The 20,639-nt window shown below is 72.0% G+C and carries 21 protein-coding genes; 15 read left to right on the plus strand and 6 right to left on the minus strand.

Translation table 11 applies throughout. The annotated features are described in order from the left end of the window. The first annotated feature begins 11 nt into the window (after nt 1–11). The 5 genes from N8I86_RS26420 (at nt 12) to N8I86_RS26440 (ending at nt 5,916) form a co-directional block, all read left to right on the plus strand. The gene (locus N8I86_RS26420) at nt 12–1,019 is read left to right on the plus strand and encodes an ABC transporter permease (protein WP_073889746.1); all 1,008 of its coding nucleotides are present in this window, start codon (nt 12–14) and stop codon (nt 1,017–1,019) included. Continuing rightward, nucleotides 1,016–2,110: an ABC transporter ATP-binding protein gene (locus N8I86_RS26425; protein WP_263278867.1), complete on the plus strand. Its 1,095-nt coding sequence runs from the start codon at nt 1,016–1,018 to the stop codon at nt 2,108–2,110. Before N8I86_RS26420 ends, N8I86_RS26425 begins: the two co-directional genes overlap by 4 nt. Beyond that, nucleotides 2,107–3,717 carry an ABC transporter ATP-binding protein gene (locus N8I86_RS26430; protein WP_263278868.1) on the plus strand — a complete coding sequence of 537 codons (1,611 nt, stop codon included), beginning with the start codon at nt 2,107–2,109 and terminating at the stop codon, nt 3,715–3,717. The genes N8I86_RS26425 and N8I86_RS26430 overlap by 4 nt, the downstream gene beginning before the upstream one ends. Nucleotides 3,718–3,817: 100 nt before the next feature. Next, nucleotides 3,818–5,209, plus strand: a complete 1,392-nt coding sequence (locus N8I86_RS26435) for a M1 family metallopeptidase (RefSeq protein WP_123436598.1) — start codon at nt 3,818–3,820, stop codon at nt 5,207–5,209. Between the two features lie 47 nt (nt 5,210–5,256). Then, the gene (locus N8I86_RS26440) at nt 5,257–5,916 is read left to right on the plus strand and encodes a trimeric intracellular cation channel family protein (protein WP_263278869.1); all 660 of its coding nucleotides are present in this window, start codon (nt 5,257–5,259) and stop codon (nt 5,914–5,916) included. Here N8I86_RS26440 and N8I86_RS26445 read toward each other — a convergent pair. Then, complete coding sequence (locus tag N8I86_RS26445; RefSeq protein WP_263278870.1) at nt 5,825–7,144, minus strand: alpha/beta hydrolase; 1,320 nt, start codon at nt 7,142–7,144, stop codon at nt 5,825–5,827. The genes N8I86_RS26440 and N8I86_RS26445 overlap by 92 nt on opposite strands. Nucleotides 7,145–7,286: 142 nt before the next feature. Here N8I86_RS26445 and N8I86_RS26450 point away from each other — a divergent pair, with 142 nt between their 5' ends. Continuing rightward, nucleotides 7,287–8,150: a thioesterase family protein gene (locus N8I86_RS26450; RefSeq protein WP_123436596.1), complete on the plus strand. Its 864-nt coding sequence runs from the start codon at nt 7,287–7,289 to the stop codon at nt 8,148–8,150. Between the two features lie 14 nt (nt 8,151–8,164). Here the strand turns inward: N8I86_RS26450 and N8I86_RS26455 are convergent, their stop codons facing one another. Then, entirely contained in the window at nt 8,165–8,764 is a 600-nt protein-coding gene (locus N8I86_RS26455) for a TIGR03086 family metal-binding protein (RefSeq protein ID WP_123436595.1), read from the minus strand. A gap of 102 nt (nt 8,765–8,866) precedes the next feature. Here N8I86_RS26455 and N8I86_RS26460 point away from each other — a divergent pair, with 102 nt between their 5' ends. Next, the gene (locus N8I86_RS26460) at nt 8,867–9,856 is read left to right on the plus strand and encodes a helix-turn-helix transcriptional regulator (protein WP_263278871.1); all 990 of its coding nucleotides are present in this window, start codon (nt 8,867–8,869) and stop codon (nt 9,854–9,856) included. Between the two features lie 38 nt (nt 9,857–9,894). Here the strand turns inward: N8I86_RS26460 and N8I86_RS26465 are convergent, their stop codons facing one another. Next, nucleotides 9,895–10,521, minus strand: coding sequence for a TetR family transcriptional regulator (locus tag N8I86_RS26465; protein ID WP_263278872.1), 627 nt, complete (start codon nt 10,519–10,521; stop codon nt 9,895–9,897). Between the two features lie 145 nt (nt 10,522–10,666). On the opposite strand from N8I86_RS26465, the gene N8I86_RS26470 reads away from it, so the two are divergent. The 3 genes from N8I86_RS26470 (at nt 10,667) to N8I86_RS26480 (ending at nt 12,516) form a co-directional block, all read left to right on the plus strand. After that, nucleotides 10,667–10,834 carry a hypothetical protein gene (locus N8I86_RS26470; RefSeq protein ID WP_185091229.1) on the plus strand — a complete coding sequence of 56 codons (168 nt, stop codon included), beginning with the start codon at nt 10,667–10,669 and terminating at the stop codon, nt 10,832–10,834. A gap of 32 nt (nt 10,835–10,866) precedes the next feature. Further along, complete coding sequence (locus N8I86_RS26475; protein WP_073889764.1) at nt 10,867–11,145, plus strand: DUF4190 domain-containing protein; 279 nt, start codon at nt 10,867–10,869, stop codon at nt 11,143–11,145. 201 nt (nt 11,146–11,346) lie between these two features. Beyond that, nucleotides 11,347–12,516, plus strand: a complete 1,170-nt coding sequence (locus tag N8I86_RS26480) for a cysteine desulfurase family protein (protein WP_263278873.1) — start codon at nt 11,347–11,349, stop codon at nt 12,514–12,516. Nucleotides 12,517–12,796: 280 nt separating this feature from the next. Here N8I86_RS26480 and N8I86_RS26485 read toward each other — a convergent pair whose 3' ends face one another. Then, complete coding sequence (locus N8I86_RS26485) at nt 12,797–13,465, minus strand: N-acetylmuramoyl-L-alanine amidase (RefSeq protein WP_073889767.1); 669 nt, start codon at nt 13,463–13,465, stop codon at nt 12,797–12,799. Nucleotides 13,466–13,586: 121 nt separating this feature from the next. Between N8I86_RS26485 and mnmA the strand changes: the two genes are divergently transcribed. Then, nucleotides 13,587–14,717: a tRNA 2-thiouridine(34) synthase MnmA gene (mnmA, locus tag N8I86_RS26490; protein ID WP_093474508.1), complete on the plus strand. Its 1,131-nt coding sequence runs from the start codon at nt 13,587–13,589 to the stop codon at nt 14,715–14,717. Between the two features lie 14 nt (nt 14,718–14,731). Here the strand turns inward: mnmA and N8I86_RS26495 are convergent, their stop codons facing one another. Beyond that, entirely contained in the window at nt 14,732–15,514 is a 783-nt protein-coding gene (locus N8I86_RS26495) for an alpha/beta fold hydrolase (RefSeq protein WP_123436592.1), read from the minus strand. A gap of 63 nt (nt 15,515–15,577) precedes the next feature. Then, on the minus strand, nt 15,578–15,901 hold the full coding sequence (locus N8I86_RS26500) for a DUF427 domain-containing protein (RefSeq protein WP_263278874.1): 324 nt from the start codon (nt 15,899–15,901) through the stop codon (nt 15,578–15,580). 66 nt (nt 15,902–15,967) lie between these two features. Between N8I86_RS26500 and N8I86_RS26505 the strand changes: the two genes are divergently transcribed. From N8I86_RS26505 to ligA, 4 genes are read left to right on the plus strand one after another with little or no spacing between them, the layout of a single operon-like run. Then, the gene (locus N8I86_RS26505) at nt 15,968–16,507 is read left to right on the plus strand and encodes an LOG family protein (RefSeq protein ID WP_073889774.1); all 540 of its coding nucleotides are present in this window, start codon (nt 15,968–15,970) and stop codon (nt 16,505–16,507) included. 7 nt (nt 16,508–16,514) lie between these two features. Beyond that, a complete protein-coding gene (locus N8I86_RS26510; protein ID WP_073889776.1) occupies nt 16,515–17,213 on the plus strand; it encodes an SDR family oxidoreductase in 699 nt (232 codons plus the stop codon). Between the two features lie 48 nt (nt 17,214–17,261). Beyond that, a complete protein-coding gene (locus N8I86_RS26515; RefSeq protein WP_263278875.1) occupies nt 17,262–18,269 on the plus strand; it encodes a methionine synthase in 1,008 nt (335 codons plus the stop codon). 15 nt (nt 18,270–18,284) lie between these two features. Beyond that, on the plus strand, nt 18,285–20,480 hold the full coding sequence (gene ligA, locus N8I86_RS26520) for an NAD-dependent DNA ligase LigA (RefSeq protein WP_263278876.1): 2,196 nt from the start codon (nt 18,285–18,287) through the stop codon (nt 20,478–20,480). Nucleotides 20,481–20,639: the final 159 nt, after the last annotated feature.

Here is a 20,639-nt window from a genome sequence, read left to right on the forward strand (position 1 = left end):
CGCCGGTCCCCGTGATCTCGTACATCCTCCGCCGGACGTTCGCGGCAGTGATCCTGCTGCTGGTCGTCTCCGCGGTCACCTTCGCCATCTTCTTCCTGCTGCCACGGCTTGCCGGCCAGACAGCGGACCAGCTGGCGCAGCAGTACATCGGCAAGAGCCCGTCGAAGGCGGACATCGCCGCTGTCAAGCACAACCTCGGTCTGGACCAGCCCGTCTACGTCCAGTACTGGCACTTCATCAAGGGGATCGTGGCCGGCGCCACCTACGACCTCGGCCCCACCACGGTGCACTGCGACGCACCCTGCTTCGGTTACTCGTTCAAGAACCACCAGGCCGTGTGGCCGGAGCTCACCTCCCGGCTTCCGATCACCCTCTCGCTGGCCGTCGGTGCCGCCGTGCTGTGGCTGGTCTCGGGTGTCGTGGCCGGCGTCGTCTCCGCACTGAAGCCGCGTTCGGTCCTGGACCGGGCCTTCATGGGCATCGCGCTCACCGGCGTCTCGCTGCCCATGTTCTTCACGGGAAACCTGGCGATCCTGCTCTTCACCTATCAGTGGCCGATCTTCGGCAAGACCTACGTCCCGTTCACCGAGAACCCCTCGCAGTGGGCCAACACCCTCTTCCCGGCGTGGTGTTCGCTCGCCCTGCTGTACTCCGCGATCTACGCCCGGCTCACCCGCTCGGGCATGCTGGAGACGATGAACGAGGACTTCATCCGCACGGCCCGCGCCAAGGGCCTGCGGGAGCGCACCGTCGTCACCCGGCACGGACTGCGGGCCGCCCTCACCCCGATCATCACGGTCTTCGGCATGGACCTCGGTCTGCTGCTCGGCGGCGCCGTGATCACGGAGTCGGTGTTCTCGCTGCCCGGCATCGGCCAGTACGCGGTGCAGGGCATCACCGACAACGACCTGCCCAAGATCCTCGGCGTGACCCTGCTCGCCGCATTCTTCGTCGTCTTCGCAAATCTCCTGGTGGACGTGCTCTACGCCGCCGCCGACCCGCGGGTGAGGCTCTCGTGACCGAACTCTCCAAGACCGGTGCCGCGGTGGGGGAGCCCACCTCCGCCCGCCAGGCGCCCGAGGCCTTCCTCGAGGTCCGCGACCTCAAGGTGCACTTCCCGACCGACGACGGCCTGGTCAAGTCCGTCGACGGGCTCAGCTTCTCGCTGGAGAAGGGCCGGACCCTCGCCGTCGTCGGCGAGTCCGGCTCCGGCAAGTCCGTCACCTCGCAGGCCATCATGGGCCTGCACCGGCTCGGCACCCGCGGCAAGAACGTGCAGATGTCCGGCGAGATCTGGCTGGACGGCAAGGAGCTGGTCTCCGCCGCCCCGGACGAGGTGCGCAAGCTCCGCGGCCGCGAGATGGCGATGATCTTCCAGGACCCGCTGTCCGCCATGCACCCCTACTACAAGGTCGGCGACCAGATCGTCGAGGCCTACCGGGTGCACCACAACGTCAGCAAGAAGGTCGCCCGGAAGCGGGCCATCGAGATGCTCGACCGGGTCGGCATCCCCGAGCCGGCCAAGCGTGTGGACGGCTACCCGCACGAATTCTCGGGCGGTATGCGCCAGCGCGCCATGATCGCCATGGCGCTGGTGAACAACCCCGAGCTGCTCATCGCGGACGAGCCGACCACAGCCCTCGACGTGACCGTCCAGGCGCAGATCCTCGACCTGATCCGGGATCTGCAGAAGGAGTTCGGCTCCGCGGTCATCATGGTGACCCACGACCTCGGTGTGGTCGCCGAGATCGCCGACGACGTCCTCGTGATGTACGGCGGCCGGTGCGTGGAGCGCGGTCCGGCGGCCCAGGTCTTCGAGCAGCCGCAGCACCCCTACACCTGGGGTCTGCTCGGCTCGATGCCCCGCATCGACCGCGACACCTCCGAACGGCTCATCCCCGTCAAGGGCCAGCCGCCGAGCCTCATCAACGTCCCCTCGGGCTGCGCCTTCCACCCGCGCTGCCCGTACGCGGACATCCCCAAGGGGGACGTCACCCGCACGGTGCGCCCCGAGCTGGAGCTGGTGAGCACCGGGCACTGGTCCGCCTGCCACCTCTCGGCGGAGGACCGTCAGCGGATCTGGACCGAAGAGATTGCGCCGAAGCTGTGAGTGAGACCAAAAAGACGGACACCGTCGCCGAGGCCACGGTCCCGAAGCAGGCGTCGTCCCCGGAAGAGCGTGACGTGCTGCTCAGGGTCGAGGGCCTGACCAAGCACTTCCCGATCAAGAAGGGCATCCTCCAGCGCCAAGTCGGCGCCGTGAGGGCGGTCGACGGCATCGACTTCGAGGTGCGCAAGGGCGAGACCCTGGGCGTGGTCGGCGAGTCGGGCTGCGGCAAGTCGACCATGGGCCGGGTCATCACCCGCCTCCAGGACCCGACCGGCGGCAGGATCACCTTCGAGGGCCAGGACATCACGCGGCTGAGCACCGGGCGGATGCGCCCGCTGCGCCGCGACATCCAGATGATCTTCCAGGACCCGTACGGCTCCCTGAACCCCCGGCACACCATCGGCTCGATCGTCTCCGCGCCCTTCCGGCTGCAGGGCGTCGAGCCCGAGGGCGGGGTGAAGAAGGAGGTCCAGCGGCTCCTCGAGCTGGTGGGCCTCAACCCCGAGCACTACAACCGCTACCCGCACGAGTTCTCCGGCGGCCAGCGCCAGCGCATCGGCATCGCCCGCGCGCTCGCCCTCAAGCCGAAGCTCGTGGTGGCGGACGAGCCGGTGTCCGCCCTGGACGTGTCGATCCAGGCGCAGGTCGTGAACCTCATGGACGACCTCCAGGAGGAACTCGGCCTCACCTACGTGATCATCGCCCACGACCTCTCCGTGGTGCGGCACGTCTCGGACCGCATCGCGGTGATGTACCTCGGCAAGATCGTCGAGCTCGCCGACCGCACCTCGCTGTACGAGGCGCCGATGCACCCGTACACCAACGCGCTGATGTCGGCCGTGCCGGTGCCGGACCCGAAGCGCCGGGGACAGAAGAGCGAGCGCATCCTGCTGCGCGGCGACGTGCCCTCGCCGATCGCCCCGCCGTCCGGCTGCCGGTTCCACACCCGGTGCTGGAAGGCGACGCAGATCTGCAAGACGACCGAGCCGCAGCTCGTCGAGCTGAAGCCGGGTCAGCGGGTCGCCTGCCACCACCCGGAGAACTTCGCCGACCAGGCTCCGCAGGACACCGTCCTGCTGTCGGTGGCGAAGGCCGCGTCGGAGCTGGTCCCGGACTCGATCGCCGCCGGCGGTGCCGCGGCGAAGGAGCCGGGGGCCGAGGAGACGGTGACGGCCGAAGAGACGGTGACCGCCGAGGAGACGGTGACCGCCGAGAAGCCGGCCGCTGCGGCGAAGCCCGCTGCCAAGGCGGACTCCGGGTCCGAGGCCAAGGCCGAATCCGAAGCCGAGTCCGCCAAGACCGAGGCCGAACCGGTCGTCGAGGCCGAGCCCGTCGCCGAGGACGAAGCGGCCGCCGAGGCCGCCGCGGAGTCCGGCGCGAAGACGGGTCCCGGGGCGAAGGTCTCCACCGGGAAGGCCGAACCCGCGGCCGACGGCGCGGCCGACGCGCCCGAGGCGACCGCCGGTGCCGCCGCCGACGCTCCCGCCGCGGAGCCGGAGGCCGACGCCGGGAAGCCGGAGGCCGTCGCCGAGCAGGCCGGCCGTGAGGCCGAGGCGGAGCGCGAGGCCGAGTCCGGAACCGACTCCCAGGAGTCAACCGACAAGTAGCACATGACAAGTCGGCAAAGTCATGTACATGCCGCAACGGGAGAGCGCAGAGTCGTCCGTGTCAGTCCACTGACCGGCACATGCTCGAAAGGGACGACTCATGGCACTCTCCCGTTCGGCACGTCTGGGGGCCCTCGCGACCGCGGCGGCCTCCTTCCTCGTCATCGCCGCCTCCTCCGCCCCCACCCCGGGCACGGCGGGCATCGGCGACCCCTACTTCCCGGAACTCGGAAACGGCGGATTCGACGCCCGCCACTACGACCTCGCCCTCGCCTACGCCCCGGACACCGGCCGCCTCGACGGCCGTGCCACCCTCACCGCGCGCGCCACCCAGAACCTCTCCTCCTTCGACCTCGACCTCCAGCAGCTGGAGGTCACTCGTGTCGAAGTCGACGGAAGGCGCGCCGCGTTCACACGGGACGGCGACGAGATGACCGTCACCCCGCGCCACTACCTGCGCGCCGGACGGCACTTCACCGTGAGCGTCACCTACGGGGGCGTACCCCGGCCGCTCAACGGCCCCATCGTGTTCGGCTCGGACTACGGCTGGATGAAGACCGGCGACGGCGTCTTCGTCGCCTGCGAGCCCAACGCCGCCTCCACCTGGTTCCCGTCCAGCGACCACCCCTCCGACAAGGCCACCTACGACATCCGCGTCAAGGCCCCGCGGGGCCTGACCGCCGTCTCCAACGGCCGGCTGGTGTCGACGTACGACCGGGGCGGCTCGACGTACACCCACTGGCGCGAGAGCAGGCCGATGGCGACGTACCTCGCCACGGCCACCATCGGTGAGTTCGACGTACGCACCGGCAGGACCCCCGGCGGCATCCCGATCTACGTCGCCGTCGACCCGGTGCTGAAGAACGGCAACAGCGTCGACGTGTACGCCGTCACCGCCGCCGCCACGGACTACTGGTCCCAGGTCTTCGGGCCCTACCCGTTCGAGGAGACCGGCGCGATCGTCGACGACATGCCCGAGGCCGGGTTCTCGCTGGAGGTGCAGAGCAAGCCCGCCTACTCGGCCGTGCGCAGCGAGTCGACCATCGTGCACGAGCTGGCCCACCAGTGGTTCGGTGACTCGGTGAGCGTGGCGCGGTGGAAGGACATCTGGCTGAACGAGGGGTTCGCCACGTACGCCCAGTGGCTGTGGGCCGAGCACCAGGGCACCCGCTCCGCCCACGACTCCTTCCGCGCCGGCTACGACTCCCGTCCCGCCGGTTCCGCCTTCTGGCAGATCAAGGTGGCCGACCCGCAGCGCGACACGATGTTCGCCTCCGCCGTCTACCAGCGCGGCGCGATGACACTCCAGGCGCTGCGCGAGCGGATCGGGGACCGGGCCTTCTTCCGCCTGCTGCCCGCCTGGACCAGGCTCCACCGGTACGGCAACGCGGACACCGCCGACTTCATCCGCCTCGCCGAGCGGGTCAGCGGGCAGCAGCTGGACGACCTCTTCGACGCCTGGCTGTTCACAACAGGGAAACCCGCCCTGTGAGCCTGGCTTTGTAAGGTTCACCCGTCCTGTCGGGTGAGAATGGCAGGGTGCAGCTCGAGCAACTCTTCAGTCCCTCCGTCCAGCACACGCTCGATGTGATCGGCATCTTCGTGTTCGCGATCTCCGGCGCGCTCCTGGCCGTCCGGAAGAACTTCGACGTCTTCGGCATCGCCGTGCTCGCCGAGGTCACCGCGCTGGGCGGAGGGCTGTTCCGCGACCTGGTCATCGGAGCGGTTCCGCCGGCCGCCTTCACCGACCTCGGCTACTTCGTCACCCCGCTGCTGGCCACGCTCGTCGTCTTCTTCCTGCACCCGCACGTGGAGCGGATCCAGATGGGCGTGCTCGTCTTCGACGCCGCCGGTCTCGGCCTCTTCGCCGTGAGCGGCACCACGAAGGCGTACAGCTACGGCCTCGGCCTGACCGCCTCGGCGACGCTGGGCCTCGCCACCGCCGTCGGCGGCGGCGTGCTGCGGGACGTGCTCGCCAACGAGGTGCCCTCGCTGCTGCGCTGGGACCGCGATCTGTACGCCGTCCCCGCCATCGTCGGCGCCTCGATGGTCGTGCTGTTCATCCGGTACGACGCCCTGACCCCCCTCACCAGCGGGCTCGCGGTCGTCATGGCCTTCGTGCTGCGGCTGGCCGCGATGCGGTTCCACTGGCGAGCGCCGCGTGCGTGGAACCGCCGGTCGACGGTGACCGAGGAGTAGCGCCGGCCGGCCGGCGGGCCCCGGCGGCGGTACCGGTGAGGGACCCGGTGGCCCCCGGCAGGGAGCCGGCGGGGCCGTCCGCGGCGCCCTCCCGGCCTCCGGCGCGGCCCTGGCCCATCTCCAGGGTCAGCCAGCGGAAGACCGGGGTGACCTGCGGCCGCCACAGCGCCATGTTGTGGCCGCCCGCGCTGCGCGGTACGAACACCACGTGCACGGTGGTCGGCGCCCGGGCCGCGGACTGCAGGGCCGTGCCCGCCTCGTAGCCGTCGCCGGGCTGACCGGAGAGGTACAGCGCGATCCGGGGCGGTACGGGTGCCTTCCGCAGCAGCAGGTACGGATTGTTCGCGTCGCGCAGGGCGGGGGTCTGGGCGGCGAGGGAGTTGCGCTCGCCGATCGGGTCGTTGTACCCGGACATGCTCACCGCGGCCCGGTACCGGTCCGGGTGGGCCGCGGCCAGCTTGGCCGCGCAGTGCGCGCCCGCCGAGTACCCGGCCACCGCCCAGCCCCGCGGTGCCGGCTGGGCCCGGAAGTTGTCGGTGACCATCTTCGGCACGTCGATGCTGAGCCAGCTGTCGGCGTTGACCTGGCCCGGGATGTTGGCGCAGCCGGTGTCGACGCCGGCCAGCAGGTTGGTGCGCGGCGCGACCAGGATGAACGGCGCGACCTGTCCGCTGCGCATCAGCGGCAGCAACTGTTCGTGGGCCCGCAGTGAGCCGAACCAGGCCTTCGCCGAGCCAGGGTAGCCCGGCAGCAGCTCCACGACCGGGAACCTCCTGCCGCGGTAGGCCGGGTCGTCGTACTGGGGCGGCAGCCAGACGTAGACCTCGGCGTTCACGCCCGAGACCCGGCCCTTGAGCTGGGTGACGCGTACTCCGCCGGCCGCGCGCATGCCGGGTCCGTCGGCCGGCGTGAAGGTCTGCTCGACCCTGGGCAGCCGCTGCACCGCTATCCCGCCGGTGCCGTCGCCGCCGAGGTCCGCGGCCTGCTGGACGTGATCGCCGGTGCCGAGGAGGTCGGCCCAGTTGTCGTACAGGGCGTTCTGGTTGTTCACCAGGACGAAGACCAGGGTCACCGCCGTGCCCTGGGCGAACAGCAGCATCAGCGTCCGCGCCGCCAGCCGCAGCGGCCGGGGCCCGCGCATCCGCGACCACGTCAGGAGCGGCAGCACGAGAGCGACCACGGACAGGGCGATGGTCGTGCAGAGGAACGGAGTCCCGGTGAGGCTCATGACCCCATAGAGGGGAATTCCCGCCTCCGGGTTGTGGACGTGTCCGGACACTTACCGGGAAATTGCCGGATCCTCACCTTGGCGGCGAGGCCGCGAGCCCAAAAAGCTACCGCTTAGTAGTTAGCTGTTGTACCGTTCATCCATGCCAGAAGCAGCTTCCGCCCCCGCTCCTTCGCGGGCCGTGATCGGTGCCGGCGAGTTCGACCGCGACACCGCGGTGACCCGGCGCGAGCCCGGCGTCTACGACATCGACCTCTCGGCCGGCTGGACCATCATCAGCGCCGTCAACGGCGGCTACCTGCTGGCCGTGCTCGGCAGGGCCCTCGCGGACACCCTCCCGCACCCGGACCCCTTCACCATCTCCGCGCACTACCTGACCGCCTCCCAGCCGGGCCCGGCGGTCGTCCGCACGGAGACGGTCCGCACCGGCCGCACCCTCTCCACCGGCCAGGCCTCGCTCCTCCAGTACGACGAGGAGGGCAACGAGGTCGAACGCATCCGCGTCCTCGCCTCCTACGGCGACCTCGGCACCCTGCCGGACGACGTCCGTACGACCGCGAAGCCGCCGGCGATCCCGCCCATGGACCAGTGCTTCGGCCCCGAGGACGGCCCCACCCCGGTCGAGGGCAGCTCCGCGATCACCGACCGCCTGATGCTCAAGCTCGATCCCGCGACCCTCGGCTGGGCCCTCGGGGCACCGTCCGGCAAGGGGGAGATGCGCGCCTGGTTCGGCCTCGCCGACGGCCGGGACCCCGACCCCCTCTCCCTGCTCCTGGCGGTGGACGCCCTGCCGCCCACCGCCTTCGAGATCGGCCTCAAGGGCTGGGTGCCCACCGTGGAACTCACCGTCCACGTGCGCCACCGTCCGGCCCCCGGCCCGCTGCGGGTGTCGATCACCACCCGCAACCTGGCCGGCGGCTTCCTGGAGGAGGACGCCGAGGTCTGGGACTCCGAGGACCGCCTGGTCGCCCAGTCCCGCCAGCTGGCCCGCGCGCGGCTCGGCTAGCCGATCCCCGGGCCTCAGCTCCGGCCGAGCGGCGCACGCCCCAGCCAGGCCGCCAGCCGCTCGTAGGGGCCGGCCCCCTCGGACGCCTCCCGGCGCTCGGCGAAGGGCGTCTGCGCGTCGCGGGGCCGGGAGTCGGGCAGCACCCTGCGGGCGTTGGCCAGGGCGAACTCGGCCAGTTCGGGATCCAGTTCCCGCGGGTGCCCGATGGCCTCGCAGAGGTCCCAGGTGTGGGTGACGATCTCCATGACGTAGCCCGACAGCGCCGCGTGGCCGGGCACCTCGCCCCAGGGCACGCGCACCGCGGTCGTCATCCGCTCGTCGCCCTCCCAGGCCTTCAGGGCGCGCACCCGTACCTCGTCGTACGCCGCCGCCCAGCCGTCGTCGGCGACGCCGTCGGCGCTCGGGTGCACGGCGAGCCCGTCGCCGCCCTCGCCGACGACCGCGATCCGCCGGGTACCGCCGACGACGTGGCTCAGCAGGGACCGTACGTCGAACTCGGTGCACGGCGTGGGGGCGTCGAGGTGCTCGGGGCGCACCGTCTTGATGATCTCCGCCGCCTGCTCGGTGGCACGGGTGTAGACGGGGCGCGGATCGGTGAAGCCGGTGGTGGTCATCGTGGTGTCTCCCTCGTTGTCGATGGGAGGAGCATCCCCGGATAACCTGACAACTTCCGTCAGCATTTGCGCGGGCCTTCGCGGAGGCGGGAGGCTGGGGGCGTGAAGTCCGACCGCCTGCTGTCGATCCTGCTGCTCCTCCAGACCAGGGGCCGGGTGCCGGCGCACGAACTCGCCGGCCGGCTGGAGGTCACGGTCCGCACCATCTACCGGGACGTCGAGGCGCTGTCGGCCTCTGGCGTCCCCGTCTACGCCGAGCGCGGCCGGCACGGCGGGATCGAACTCCTCGCCGGCTTCCGTACGGACGTCACCGGCCTGACCGCCGACGAGTCCCGCGCCCTGTTCATCCTGGCGGCCCAGGGCGCCCATGCCGCGCTCGGGCTCGACGCGGCCCTCGGTTCCGCGCTGCGCAAGGTGATGGCGGCGCTCCCGGCGCCGTACCGGCCCGCCGCCGAGGTGACCAGCCGCCGCATCCTGGTCGACGCCACCCGCTGGCGGAGCGGGCCGCAACAGGCCGTCGACCTGGAGGTGCTGCAGGACGCGGTCTTCTCCGACCGGCGCCTCAGGCTGCGCTACCGGCACAGCGGGGAGCGGGAGCCGCGGGCGTACACCGTGGACCCCTACGGGCTGGTGGCCAAGGCGGGGGTCTGGTACCTGGTCGCCGACCGGCGCGGCGCCCCGCGCCTGTTCCGGGCCGACCGGGTGCGCTCGGCCCGGCTGCTGGACGACCCGGTACGGCGCCGCAAGGGCGTCGAACTGGCCGACGTCTGGGAGGTGCTGCGCCGCCAGGTGGAGGACCGGGAGAACGGGGTCGAGGTCACCGTCCGCCTGCGGCGCGAGCACCTCGACATGTTCCATCGGATGGCCGCCGCCCAGCTCACCGCCCTCTGCGGCGACGACGGCGAGAGCGAGTGGGTGACCGCCCGGCTGTCGTACCCGGTCCTGCGCGCGGTGCGGCAACTCCTCGCCTTCTCCGACCGGCTGGAGGTCCTGGACCCGCCCGAGGCCCGCGCGGAGCTGCTGGCGGGGGCCCGCTCCGTGACGGCCCTCTACCAGGGCGCGCACCCGGACGGCGAGGCGGACCCCGGGTGACGCAGGGCCGGCAGGGCGGCCGCTTCGGGCGCCGGGGCTCAGTCCAGCCAGTGGTTGCGGCCGATGCTGATGAGCCGCAGCTGGCGGGCGGCCAGCTGGGTCACCCGCTCCCGCTCCTCCGCCGGGGCCTCCAGCGCCTCCAGGAACAGGGAGGCGGTGATGAGCATCTGGTCGACGTAGAGGTGCGCGAGCATCAGCAGGTCGTCGTCGTTCCAGCTCGCCGCCTCGGAGTCCTTGGCCAGCTCGGCCTTCACCTCCTCGGCGAAGCGGGCGAGTTGCTCCCGGATGGCCGCGCGCACCGGCTGCACCCCGCCGTGCCGCTCCCGGGCGATGAACCGGACGTGCGCCGGATACGCGTCCACGTGGTGGGCGATCAACTCGATGGCGCGCGCGATGCGTTCCTCACTGTCGCCGGTGGTGGACACGGTCGTGCGCACCATCGGATGCAGGCTGCCCAGCGCCTCGTCGACCAGGGCCACGCCGAGGTCCGCGGTCGAGCGGAAGTGCCGGTAGAAGGCGGTCGGGGCGACTCCGACCGCCCGGGTGACCTCGCGCAGGCCCAGGCTGCTCAGGCTCTGCTCCTCCAGCAGCGCGAGTGCCGCGTCGAGGAACGCCTGCCGGGTCTTCTGCTTCTGGGCCTGCCGGATGCCGAGGGTGTGACTCATGTCATCCAGTTAACAACTGTTCTCTGGAATTGGAAAGCCGTGGGACGCGCTAGACTCGAAGTCAGTGAACAACTGTTACTACAACTGTTCACCCAAACTTCACAACGGCTCGACACGAGGCATTCCGGAGGGGGGATTAGATCCCATGCTGTTCCTCGTCGCCGCACTCATGCTGCTCGGCGTGGTGCTGGGCACCGTGGCCCACGCACCGCTGACCGTCACCGGCCTGCTGGCCGCCGTCATCGCCGTCTGGCTCGGCGTCTTCGCGATCCGCGAGCGTCACGGCCGCCGTCGCCGGACATCGGCCAACTGACCGTCACGAAAGGACTTCAGGAGCTGAGCATCATGCAACTCACCGCACCGGCCGCCGGCCGCACCGACACCCGCCCGCGCACGCGCGACGCCGACGGCATGGCCGTCGCGTCCTTCATCCTGGGCCTCCTCGGCCTGCTCGTCCTCAACGTCTTCCTCGGCCCCATCGCCATCGCCCTGGCCGTCGTCGCCCTCTGGCGCGGCACGAGCCGCCGCGGCCGCGCCTACCTGGGCCTGGCCCTGGGCATCGCCGACCTGGCCGTCCTGCTGACGGCGATGCAGATCTCCCACACGGTCTCCTGGAGCCTGTGACCCCGGCCCGACACCCACGCGCAGGAGGCGGCCCCGAGGACGACGGGGCACCCCACCGCCCCCGCCCGCCGTGGGCACTCCTTCCGTGAGCCGGGCGCACTCCGGCCGGGGCGTCCGCCGACGGGACTCCACCGCCGAGCCGGGCGCGGCCCCAGGTGCCGCCTGAGCCGGCCGCCGCGGCCCCGTAGAATCGGCCACACCATGGCTTACCTCGACCACGCCGCCACGACCCCGATGCTCCCGGAGGCGGCAGAGGCACTGACCGCCCAGCTGAGCATCGCCGGCAACGCGTCCTCCCTGCACGCCTCCGGCCGCCGGGCCCGCCGTACGGTCGAGGAGTCCCGCGAGACCCTCGCGGAAGCGCTGGGCGCCCGCCCCAGCGAGGTCGTCCTCACCTCCGGCGGCACCGAGGCCGACAACCTCGCCGTGAAGGGCCTGTACTGGTCCCGGCGCGACGCGGACCCGGCCCGCACCCGCATCCTCGCCAGCCCCGTCGAGCACCACGCCGTCCTCGACGCCGTCCACTGGCTCGGCGAACACGAGGGCGCCACGGTCGAGTACCTCCCCGTCGACCCCCACGGCCGCGTCCACCCCGATGTGTTGCGCGAGGCGATCGCCCGCGCTCCCGAGGACGTGGCCCTGGCCACCGTGATGTGGGCCAACAACGAGATCGGCACGGTCATGCCGGTCCGCGAACTGGCGGAAGCGGCCGCCGAGTTCGACGTACCGCTGCACGCAGACGCGGTCCAGGCCTTCGGGCAGGTCCCCGTCGACTTCGCCGCCTCCGGCCTCGCCGCGATGACCGTCTCCGGCCACAAGGTCGGCGGCCCGTACGGCATCGGCGCCCTGCTCCTCGGCCGCGAGTACACCCCCGTCCCCGTCCTGCACGGCGGCGGCCAGGAACGGCACGTGCGCTCCGGCACCCTCGACGTGCCGGCCATCGCCTCCTTCGCCGTCGCCGGCCGGCTCGCCGCCGCGCGGCGCGAGTGGTTCGCACGGGAGATCGGCGCCCTGCGCGACCGGCTGGTCGACGCCGTCCGGGGCGCCGTACCGGACGCGATCCTCGGCGGGGACCCGGCGCCCGAGGGCCGCCTCCCGGCCAACGCGCACTTCAGCTTCCCCGGCTGCGAGGGCGACTCCCTGCTGCTCCTGCTGGACGCCCAGGGCATCGAGTGCTCCACCGGCTCCGCCTGCACCGCCGGCGTGGCCCAGCCCAGCCACGTCCTGCTCGCCACCGGCACCGACCCGGACCTGGCCCGCGGCACCCTGCGCTTCTCGCTCGGCCACACCTCCACCGAGGCGGACGTCGAGGCGGTCGCCAAGGCCATCGGCCCGGCCGTGGAGCGCGCACGGGCGGCCGGCCTCAGCTGAGTCCCGAAAGCCGCCGGACGCGAAACGACCTACGAGGCGGGTTCCCTTCGCCGGTATTGTCCGGATCAGGTGCTGGGGGTCGCCGTCGGGTCCTGTCGAAGCAACCTTTCCGGCCTCTCAGTCCGAGCGTCGATGTCGGCACCAGCGGAGACCGTACGCCTCTCGCTGAAGTCGGCTACTCCGCTTGAACTCCCTCACTCGTCTCGCAGGTCTTGCTCCCAGAATAGAACTCCTCATACCGGACAAAAAGCCCCTACTCCTTGATTTTTTTGCGCGGTCCTCACACCGCCCCGGCCCCGCGCGCCTTCCGCACCAGCCGCAGGTACCGCTCCCAGTCCCAGTGCGGACCCGGATCGGTGTGATCGGTGCCCGGCACCTCCGCGTGGCCGACGATGTGCTCGCGGTCCACGGGTATGCCGTACCGCGCGCAGACCGCCGCCGTCAGCCGCGCCGACGCCGCGTACATGGCGTCCGTGAACGAGGACGCGTGCTCGACGAAGCCCTCGTGCTCGATGCCGACACTGCGCTCGTTGTACGCCCGGTTCCCCGCGTGGAAGGCCACGTCCAGCTCCCGGATCAGCTGGGTGACCCGGCCGTCCCTGCGCACGATGTAGTGCGCGGCCGCCCGGTGCCCGGGGTCCTGGAAGACCTTCACCGCCGACGCGTAGCCGCCCTGGGTGACGTGGACGACCACCCGGTCGACCGGATAGTCGTCCGGACGGTCCGCCCGCCGGTAGTTCGCGGATGAGGCCGCCACCCACCGCGCGCCCCGGAAGTCCACCGCGCCCGCCACCCGCGACTTCTCCACCCCCGGCAGCCGCCACCACAGCCGGGACAGCTCCTCCCGGGCCAGCGCGGCCGCGCCCACGGCCGCCGCCGCCCCGCCCGCCAGCAGGGCCCGCCGCCCCAGCCGCCGGTCGGTGTCGCCCTTCGACGCTCCCGCGCTCATCCCGCCCTCACCCGGTCGCTCTCGTCACCCTGGTCGTCCCCGTCGCCCCGCTCGGCCCCCTGCGATCTTCAACGGATGTCCGGCGGAGCCGGTTCCCGCGCCCCCGTACCCTGGAAGGGCTATGACTGACACCCCGCAGCGCCCCCGCCCCCTCCGCGTCCTCGCCGCCATGTCCGGCGGAGTCGACTCCGCCGTCGCCGCCGCGCGCGCGGCGGAAGCCGGCCACGACGTCACCGGCGTGCACCTCGCGCTCTCCGCGAACCCGCAGTCCTTCCGCACCGGCGCGCGGGGCTGCTGCACCATCGAGGACTCGCGCGACGCCCGCCGCGCGGCCGACGTCATCGGCATCCCGTTCTACGTCTGGGACCTCGCCGACCGCTTCCGCGAGGACGTCGTCGAGGACTTCGTCGCCGAGTACGAGGCGGGCCGCACCCCCAACCCCTGCCTGCGCTGCAACGAGAAGATCAAGTTCGCCGCGCTGCTGGACAAGGCGCTCGCCCTCGGCTTCGACGCCGTCTGCACCGGCCACTACGCCCAGGTGATCCTGCGCGAGGACGGCTCCCGCGAGCTGCACCGGGCCTCCGACATGGCCAAGGACCAGTCGTACGTCCTCGGCGTGCTCGACGAGAAGCAGCTCGCCCACGCGATGTTCCCCCTCGGCGACACGGTCACCACCAAGGAGGAGATCCGCGCCGAGGCCGAGCGCCGCAACCTCGCCGTGGCCAAGAAGCCCGACTCGCACGACATCTGCTTCATCGCCGACGGCGACACCCAGGGCTTCCTGGCCCGGCGGCTCGGCCGGGCCGAGGGTGACATCGTCGACGAGGACGGCAACCGCCTGGGCACCCACGAGGGCGCCTACGGCTTCACCATCGGCCAGCGCAAGGGCCTGCGCATCGGCACCCCGGCCCCCGACGGCAAGCCGCGCTACGTCCTCGACATCTCCCCGGTCAGCAACACCGTCACCGTCGGCCCGGCCGACGCCCTCGACGTCAGCGCCCTGACCGCGATCAAGCCCCGCTGGTGCGGCACCGCCCCCACCGGCCCCGGCACCTACACCGCCCAGCTGCGGGCCCACGGCGGCGAGACCGAGGTCACCGCGGAGCCCGTCGACGGCGAGCTGCGCGTCACCTTCGGCGAGCCGGTCCGGGGTGTCGCCCCCGGTCAGGCGATCGTCCTCTACGACGGCACGCGCGTGGTGGGCTCGGCGACGATCGCCTCGACCACGCGCACGGCCTCCGCGACGGTGTGAGCCGCCCGGGTTCCTCAGCCCGTGAGGAACCCGGCCAGCACCGGTCCCAGCACATCCGGTTCGACCATGTGGGTCTGGCCCTCCAGCACGCGGTACGTCCCCTCGGGGACCGTGTCCGCGAGCACACGGCTCGCCTCGCGCATCCACTCCGGGCTCGCCCCGCCCACCACGGACAGCACGGGCACGGTGATCGCGGCCAGCCGCGCGCGGGGCAGCAGTCCGTCGCCCATGACCGCGTCGTCGTACGCGAGGCTGGGAGCCACGGCCTCCATGCCCGCCCACATCGGCGACTGGCGCGCGCCCCGGATCATCTCCTCGCCGAGGCCCGTCAGCCGCAGGAACAGCTCCACCGCGTCCCCGCGCCTGCCCGCCGCCAGCGCCTCGTTCAGCTGCTCCTTGTACACCGCCTCGCGCTCGGCGCCGCCCGGCAGGAAATCGGCGAACGGCGTCTCGTAGACCGCCACCTGACGTACCGGCAGCCCGCTCGCCGCGGCCTCCAGGGCCAGCGCTCCGCCCGAGGAGACCCCGAACAGCGCCGCCTCGCCCCCCACCGCCTCGACCAGCGCGGCCAGGTCCTCCACCTCGCGGGCGACCGCGTACGGCGCGGTGTCGCCGCTCGCGCCGCGGCCCCGGCGGTCGTAGACGACGGCCGTGCAGCGGTCCGCGAGCCGCGCCGCCAAGGGCGCCACGGTGCCCCCGGTGGACATCGCGCCGCTCACCAGGATCACCGTGGGCCCCCGGCCCGTCACTTCGTACGCGAGGCGGGTGCCGTCACGGGAAGTCGTCTTCTTGTCCATGGCCGTGCAGACTGCCGCACCGCACCGAACTCAGCGCTCACGACACGTCGGCGCGGCCCGCTCTCATGACACCTCGACCTCGTAGAAGCACAGGTGGTCCTTGATCTCCGCCACCTCCGGCTTCGGGTCCGGATACGCCCAGACGAGGTCGGGCGCGTCGGGCAGCGACCAGTAGGAGGCCGTGCCCTTGAAGGGGCAGACGGTCCGGGTGGACGAGGAGGCCAGCAGTTCGAGGCGGACGTCCTCGGCGGGGATGTAGTACCGCACCGGACAGCCCGTCTCGCGCAGCACCAGGGCGCGGTCGCTCTCCGCGAGCACCTGGTCGCCGTGCACCACGCGCACGTGCCGCTCGCCCTGCTCGATGGTGATCGTGTGTCCTTGGGTCATGTGGACAAGAGCGCCGGACGGCCCGCACTTCTTCCCGGCCGCGGCGGGAGCCGTACGGTAGGGCGCATGAACATCTGCGTCTTCCTGTCCGCCGCCGACCTCGACGCGCGATACACGCGCCCCGCGCGCGAGTTCGCGGAACTGCTCGGCAAGGCCGGTCACACCCTGGTCTGGGGCGGTTCCAACGTCGGTCTGATGAAAGTGGTCGCCGACGGCGTGCAGGAGGCGGGCGGCAGGCTGCTGGGCGTCTCGGTGGAGTTCCTCGCGAACAAGGCGCGGCCCGGCGCCGACGAGATGGTCGTCGCGGCCGACCTCGCCGAGCGCAAGAAGCTGCTGCTGGAGAAGGCCGACGCCGTGGTCGTCATGGTGGGCGGCACCGGCACGCTGGACGAGGCCACCGAGATCCTGGAGCTGAAGAAGCACGGCCGCACCGAGAAGCCGGTCGTCCTGCTGAACACCGAGGGCTTCTACGACGGCCTGGAGAAGCAGTTCCGCCGCATGGAGGCCGAGGGCTTCCTGCCGCGCCCGCTGTCCGAGCTGGTCTTCTTCGCCGACGAGCCGGCCGGCGCCCTGGCCCACCTGGAGGAGCGACTCGGCCGCCACTGATGCGAGCATGGCGGGCATGGCTACTCATGTGATCACCGGGGCCGGTTCCGGCATCGGCGCGGCCGTGGCCCGCCGGCTGCACGCGCGCGGGGACGAGATCGTGCTGCACGCGCGCGACGCGGGGCGGGCGAAGGAACTGGCCGCCGCGTTCCCCGGGGCGAGCACCCTGGTCGGCGACCTCGCGGACCCGGACAAGCTGTCCTGGGCGTTCTCCCACCAGACGCTCCCGGACCGGGTGGACTCGCTGCTGCACATCGCCGGCGTCGTCGACCTGGGCGCGGTCGGCGACCTGACGCCCAAGTCCTGGCGCCACCAGCTCAACGTCAACCTGATCGCCCCCGCCGAACTCACCCGCCACTTCCTGCCCCAGCTCCGCACCACCCGCGGCCATGTGATCTTCGTCAACTCGGGCGCCGGACTCAGCGCCCACGCCGACTGGGCCGCGTACGCCGCCTCCAAGCACGGCCTGAAGGCGCTCGCCGACTCGCTGCGCCAGGAGGAGCACGCGGCCGGCGTCCGGGTCACCTCGGTCTACCCCGGCCGCACGGCGAGCCCCATGCAGGCCAAGGTCCACCAGCAGGAGGGCAAGGAGTACGACCCCGGGCGGTGGATCGACCCCGAGTCGGTGGCCACGACGATCCTCATGGCCCTGGACCTCCCGCGCGACGCCGAGGTCAACGACCTGACGGTGCGGCCGGGACGATGACCCACGGGGGCGGGGTCTCCCGTCGCGGTCACGGCATACCCTGCCGGGGTGAGTGAGAACAGCGTGATCAGGTTCGGTGGTGCCACCGGTGTCGGCTCCCTGCCCGGTGGCGACGCCCGCGAGGCCGCCAGGACCGCCACCGGGTCCTTCGAGGACTTCCCCTTCCTCGCCGAGCTGCCCGCGCGCGGCCCCGGGGCCGACATGATCGGCCGTACCGCCGGCATGCTCGTCGACCTGTACGCGCGCGTGGAGCCCAGCGGCTGGCGGATCGGGGACCGGCCCGGCCGCGACACCAAGCGGGCCCGGTCCTGGCTCGGCGAGGACCTCGACGCCCTGGAGGAGTTCACCCAGGGCCACGAGGGCGACCTGAAGGTGCAGGCCGTCGGGCCGTGGACCCTGGCCGCCGCCCTGGAACTGCGCAACGGCGAGTCCGCGCTGTCGGACCCCGGCGCCTGCCGCGACCTCGCCGCCTCCCTGGGCGAGGGACTGCGGCTGCACCTGGCCGAGGTCCGCCGGCGGGTGCCCGGAGCGCGCGTCGTGCTCCAGCTCGACGAGCCCTCGCTCACCGCCGTCCTGCGCGGACAGGTCCGCACCGCGAGCGGCTACCGCACCCACCGGGCCGTGGACCGGCAAATCGTGGAGGCGACGCTCCGGGACACCGTCGGCGCGCACGCCGACGGCCCCGTCGTCGTGCACTCCTGCGCACCCGACGTGCCCTTCGCGCTGCTGCGGCGGGCGGGCGCGGCCGCCGTCTCCTTCGACTTCGCGCTCCTCACCGAGCGTGACGACGACGCGATCGGCGAGGCCGTCGAGGGCGGCACGCGGCTGTTCGCCGGTGTCGTACCGGGCACGGACGGCCCATTGTCAGACCCTGCCGGTAGCGTCATGGGTGTCAGGACGCTGTGGCGCAGGCTGGGCCTGCATCCGGGGCTGCTCGCGGAGGCGGTCACGGTGACCCCGGCGTGCGGTCTGGCAGGCGCATCCCCCGCCTACGCACGCCAGGCGCTCGCCCAATGCGTCCGGGCGGCGAGATCCCTCGCGGACAACCCAGAGTAACGGGAGGACAACACGGTGGCCGGCGACAAGCAAGCGGAGACGACAGCGGTGCCTTCGGAGGCCCGCGAGAAGCACGCGCAGCTGGCGGAGCAGGTCGAGGAGCACCGCTTCCGGTACTACGTGAAAGACGCCCCCGTCGTCAGCGACGCGGAGTTCGACCGGCTCCTGAAGACCCTGGAGGCCCTGGAGGAGGAGTATCCGGAGCTGCGCACCCCGGACTCGCCGACCCAGAAGGTGGCCGGGTCCTACGCGACGGAGTTCACCGCGGTCGAGCACCGCGAGCGGATGCTCTCGCTCGACAACACCTTCAACGACGACGAACTGGCCGCCTGGGCCGACCGCATCGCGAGGGAGCTCGGCGAGCAGGAGTACCACTTCCTGTGCGAGTTGAAGGTCGACGGCCTCGCGGTCAACCTCACCTACGAGAACGGCCGTCTCACCCGCGCGGCGACCCGCGGCGACGGCCGCACCGGCGAGGACATCACCCCCAACGTCCGCACGATCACGGAGATCCCGGACCGCCTGGCCGGCGACGAGGTCCCCACCCTCGTGGAGATCCGCGGCGAGGTCTACTTCCCGATGGAGAGGTTCCTCGAACTCAACGAGCGGCTGGTCGCGGCCGGCGACAAGCCCTTCGCCAACCCCCGCAACGCAGCGGCCGGTTCGCTGCGACAGAAGGATCCGCGCGTCACCGCCACCCGCCCGCTGCACATGGTCGTGCACGGCATCGGCGCGCTGGAGGGCTTCTCGGGCATGACCCGCCTCTCCCAGGCGTACGACCTGCTGAAGACCTGGGGCCTGCCCACCTCCCCGCACAACCGCGTGGTCGACGACCTCGACGGCGTACGGAAGTTCATCGCCCACTACGGCGAGAACCGCCACTCCGTCGAGCACGAGATCGACGGCGTCGTCGTCAAGCTGGACGAGATCCGGCTCCAGGGCCGCCTCGGCTCCACGGCCCGGGCGCCGCGCTGGGCGATCGCGTACAAGTACGCGCCGGAAGAGGTCAACACCAAGCTGATCGACATCAAGGTGGGCGTCGGCCGCACCGGCCGGGTCACGCCGTACGCCCAGGTCGAGCCGGTCACGGTCGCGGGCAGCGAGGTCGAGTTCGCCACCCTGCACAACCAGGAGGTCGTCAAGGCTAAGGGCGTGCTCATCGGGGACACCGTCGTGCTGCGCAAGGCCGGTGACGTCATCCCGGAGATCCTCGGCCCGGTGGCCGACCTGCGGGACGGCAGCGAGCGGGAGTTCGTGATGCCGGGCGAGTGCCCCGAGTGCGGCACCCCGCTGCGGGCCATGAAGGAGGGCGACATCGACCTCCGCTGCCCGAACGCCCGCACCTGCCCGGCCCAGTTGCGGGGACGCCTGTCCTACCTCGCGGGCCGCGAGTGCCTGGACATCGAGCACTTCGGCGACGTGGCCGCGGCCGCGCTCACCCAGCCGCTGGAGCCGGCCGACCCGCCGCTGGCGGACGAGGGCGACCTCTTCGACCTCACGGTGGAGAAGCTGCTGCCCATCAAGGCCTACGTCCTCGACCCGGACAGCGGGCTGCCCAAGCGCGACCCGAAGACGGGCGAGGAGAAGGTCGTCACGGTCTTCGCCAACCAGAAGGGCGAGCCGAAGAAGAACACCCTGGCCCTGCTGGCGAACATCGAGGCGGCCAAGGAGCGCCCGCTGGCCCGGTTCCTCAACGGCCTGTCCATCCGGCACGTGGGACCGGTGGCGGCCCAGGCACTGGCCCGGGAGTTCCGTTCCCTCGACCGCATCGAGCAGGCCACCGAGCAGGAGCTGGCGACCACCGACGGCGTCGGCCCGATCATCGCCGCCGCGCTCAAGGAGTGGTTCGCCGAGGACTGGCACCGGGAGATCGTCCGCAAGTGGAAGGCCGCCGGAGTCCCGCTGGAGGACCAGTCGGCCGGCGAGGACGAGGGGCCGCGCCCGCTGGAGGGGCTCACCGTCGTCGTGACCGGCACCCTGGAGAACTTCACCCGGGACGGCGCCAAGGACGCACTGCAGAGCCGGGGCGCGAAGGTGACCGGCTCGGTCTCGAAGAAGACCGCGTTCGTCGTCGTCGGTGACAGCCCCGGATCGAAGTACGACAAGGCCGTGCAACTCAAGGTTCCGGTCCTGAACGAGGACGGTTTCGGGGTCCTTTTGGAGCAGGGCCCGGAAGCGGCGGCCGAAGTCGCGCTTCCGAGCGGGGAGTAGCGGTTGAAGGCCACCCGTTCGGTGCATATCAGTTGCATACGGGTGGCCCGGGCGCATTCGGGCAACCGTCGACGACCGGTGCCCGAGGAAGCCTTCCGCGGCCTACTGTTGAGTTGTGCGCCTGCCGTGCCCGGCTGCGGTTGGGGCATCTCCGCGCCC

This window comes from Streptomyces albidicamelliae, from assembly GCF_025642175.1.
Taxonomy (GTDB): Bacteria; Actinomycetota; Actinomycetes; order Streptomycetales; family Streptomycetaceae; genus Streptomyces; species Streptomyces albidocamelliae.

Bases quoted from the DNA above. Each gene is read 5' to 3' on its own strand.
- N8I86_RS26500 (WP_263278874.1), bottom strand. From the start codon at position 15,901: ATGACCCAAGGACACACGATCACCATCGAGCAGGGCGAGCGGCACGTG.
- N8I86_RS26435 (WP_123436598.1), top strand. From the start codon at position 3,818: ATGGCACTCTCCCGTTCGGCACGTCTGGGGGCCCTCGCGACCGCGGCG.
- N8I86_RS26480 (WP_263278873.1), top strand. From the start codon at position 11,347: ATGGCTTACCTCGACCACGCCGCCACGACCCCGATGCTCCCGGAGGCG.
- N8I86_RS26470 (WP_185091229.1), top strand. From the start codon at position 10,667: ATGCTGTTCCTCGTCGCCGCACTCATGCTGCTCGGCGTGGTGCTGGGC.
- N8I86_RS26485 (WP_073889767.1), bottom strand. From the start codon at position 13,465: ATGAGCGCGGGAGCGTCGAAGGGCGACACCGACCGGCGGCTGGGGCGG.
- N8I86_RS26495 (WP_123436592.1), bottom strand. From the start codon at position 15,514: ATGGACAAGAAGACGACTTCCCGTGACGGCACCCGCCTCGCGTACGAA.
- N8I86_RS26445 (WP_263278870.1), bottom strand. From the start codon at position 7,144: ATGAGCCTCACCGGGACTCCGTTCCTCTGCACGACCATCGCCCTGTCC.
- N8I86_RS26505 (WP_073889774.1), top strand. From the start codon at position 15,968: ATGAACATCTGCGTCTTCCTGTCCGCCGCCGACCTCGACGCGCGATAC.
- N8I86_RS26510 (WP_073889776.1), top strand. From the start codon at position 16,515: ATGGCGGGCATGGCTACTCATGTGATCACCGGGGCCGGTTCCGGCATC.
- N8I86_RS26455 (WP_123436595.1), bottom strand. From the start codon at position 8,764: ATGACCACCACCGGCTTCACCGATCCGCGCCCCGTCTACACCCGTGCC.
- N8I86_RS26450 (WP_123436596.1), top strand. From the start codon at position 7,287: ATGCCAGAAGCAGCTTCCGCCCCCGCTCCTTCGCGGGCCGTGATCGGT.
- N8I86_RS26465 (WP_263278872.1), bottom strand. From the start codon at position 10,521: ATGAGTCACACCCTCGGCATCCGGCAGGCCCAGAAGCAGAAGACCCGG.
- mnmA (WP_093474508.1), top strand. From the start codon at position 13,587: ATGACTGACACCCCGCAGCGCCCCCGCCCCCTCCGCGTCCTCGCCGCC.
- N8I86_RS26475 (WP_073889764.1), top strand. From the start codon at position 10,867: ATGCAACTCACCGCACCGGCCGCCGGCCGCACCGACACCCGCCCGCGC.